Annotated in this window: 4 protein-coding genes; 3 read left to right on the top strand and 1 reads right to left on the bottom strand. The window is 47.1% G+C overall.

The window, feature by feature from the left end; all coding sequences use genetic code 11:
- Positions 1-551 (bottom strand): ABC transporter permease (locus tag B7X71_RS16370; protein ID WP_293601512.1); only part of this gene is annotated, 551 nt, incomplete at its 3' end.
- A 66-nt stretch (positions 552-617) separates the two neighbouring features.
- Here B7X71_RS16370 and B7X71_RS16365 point away from each other — a divergent pair.
- From B7X71_RS16365 to B7X71_RS16355, 3 genes are all read left to right on the top strand, one after another.
- Positions 618-818 (top strand): hypothetical protein, encoded by a 201-nt coding sequence (locus B7X71_RS16365; protein WP_293601511.1) that lies wholly within the window; start codon positions 618-620, stop codon positions 816-818.
- Positions 818-1,570, top strand: a complete 753-nt coding sequence (locus B7X71_RS16360) for an endonuclease/exonuclease/phosphatase family protein (protein ID WP_293601510.1) — start codon at positions 818-820, stop codon at positions 1,568-1,570. The genes B7X71_RS16365 and B7X71_RS16360 overlap by 1 nt, the downstream gene beginning before the upstream one ends.
- Positions 1,567-1,776, top strand: a 210-nt coding sequence (locus B7X71_RS16355; protein ID WP_363927252.1) for a PLDc N-terminal domain-containing protein, incomplete at its 3' end; no start/stop codon positions are given. The genes B7X71_RS16360 and B7X71_RS16355, both read left to right, overlap by 4 nt.

The following is a 1,776-nucleotide window of genomic DNA, read 5'->3' as shown; positions in this document are numbered from 1 at the left end:
GTTCGAGTGGATTTATCGATATTACCGCCCACGATCATCACGGCTCCAACCTCAGATATGGCTCTAGCCAGTCCAGCTAGGACGGCAATGGTCAGCGAGAAGCGGCAGTCCCAAACCAGCCATTTGAGGGAGGCCATTCTGGGAAGGCGAAGAGCCATAAAGGAATCCCGATGAATTCTCCAGGAATCTTCCAAAATTTGGCGGCTTAGAGCCGCAATTAAAGGCGTTGTGAGCAGTGTTTGGGCAAGGATCATGCCCTTGGGTGTAAAAAGCCATCCCCATACCCCCAAAGGCCCTGTGCGCGAGAGCAGGAGGTAGACCACAACACCCACAATCACTGTTGGGACGCCCATGAGCGTATTTAGGGTAACTGTAATCGTTTGTTTTCCCCGAAATTCTTCTGTGGCCAGTAGCGCCCCCAGAGGGAGGCCAATCAGGGTGCCTAAGAGGAGAGCAGTCAGACTGACCTGAAGAGATACGAGAACGATGCCCATTACTCCCGCGTCCAAATGCGCAAGGAGTCTAAAAGCATCCTGAAAGGTCATTAACATGGGCTTGATTCTAGCAAGGGGATGGCAAAATGGCATAAATGCAAACAATTTCCCCCTTTTTGACTCATGGCTGAAGTGATTTGCCTCTGCAATGAGGTGCTCGATGTCGATCTTCGAGAATATCTTGATACCCATCCAATCGACTCGATTGATGAGTTGCGCGATCAAGCTTCTATTTGTAATAAATGTATGCAATGCCAAGATTTAGTTGAGGGTGAAATCTATTTGGCACGCGTGCGACGGCAGCGTGCTGCAGGACAGTTTTGATGACGCAATTACAGTCAGGTCGTTTCAGTGTGATGACTATGAATGTGCATAAGGGGCTATCCCCCTTGCACCGGAAATCCACCATTTACGAGCTACGCCAAAAAATGCGCAGCCATCATCCTGATTTGCTTTTTCTGCAAGAGCTTCAGCAGGAACATCGCGGGCGAATTCGGCGCTTTGGTCAATGGCCTTTAACAGAGCTCACCCATTTTTTATCCGAAGACTTTTGGCATGATTGGCATTACGGTAAAAACGTCGAATATCCAGATGGGCATCATGGCAATGCAATTCTTTCTAAAGGGCAATTGCATAAGGGTGAGAACTACGATATCTCCGCTTATCGATTTGAGAGACGTGGTTTGTTACACAGCGTAACTCATTTAGAGGGTGTGGCCACGCCGATCCATTGTTTTTGTGTACACCTGGCCTTATTCGAACGCGGACGAGAGCGCCAGTTAAATGAAATCATTCGTTACATTGATTCACTGGCAAATGGCGGCCCAACTATTGTGGCTGGTGACTTTAACGATTGGCGTAACCGCGTGAGTGCACCGATGCAAGCTGCCGGTTTTAATGAAGTATTTGAGGTGCTTACTGGCGCCCCTGCAAAAACCTTTCCTAGTGTGAAGCCTATGCTAGCGATGGATCGAATTTATGTACGGGGCTTAAAAATCCATTCTGCGGAAGTGATGCATGAATGGTTGAAACTATCCGATCACTTAGGCATTGCAGCAGAACTTGAGATCATATGAACATCATTAATTTTTTACTAGGATCCCTTTTTGGCGAATCCTTTATTTGGGTCCCAATAGCACACATCATCATTGTGGTTCTGTTTGGATTTAGATTAATCTCAGTGAGAAGACCGGTTGGTGTTGTACTGGCCTGGTTTCTGATTGTGGTTCTATTTCCCTTAATTGGTATTAGCTTATATATCCTCATTGGTGAGCGTCCCGTT

This window comes from Polynucleobacter sp. 39-46-10 (assembly GCF_002282275.1).
The sequence above is the reverse complement of the archived record's forward strand: the minus strand, read 5'-3'. Positions and strand labels throughout refer to the sequence as shown.

Excerpts from the sequence above, each read along its gene's own strand:
- B7X71_RS16360 (WP_293601510.1), top strand. The coding sequence starts at position 818 with ATGACGCAATTACAGTCAGGTCGTTTCAGTGTGATGACTATGAATGTG.
- B7X71_RS16365 (WP_293601511.1), top strand. The coding sequence starts at position 618 with ATGGCTGAAGTGATTTGCCTCTGCAATGAGGTGCTCGATGTCGATCTT.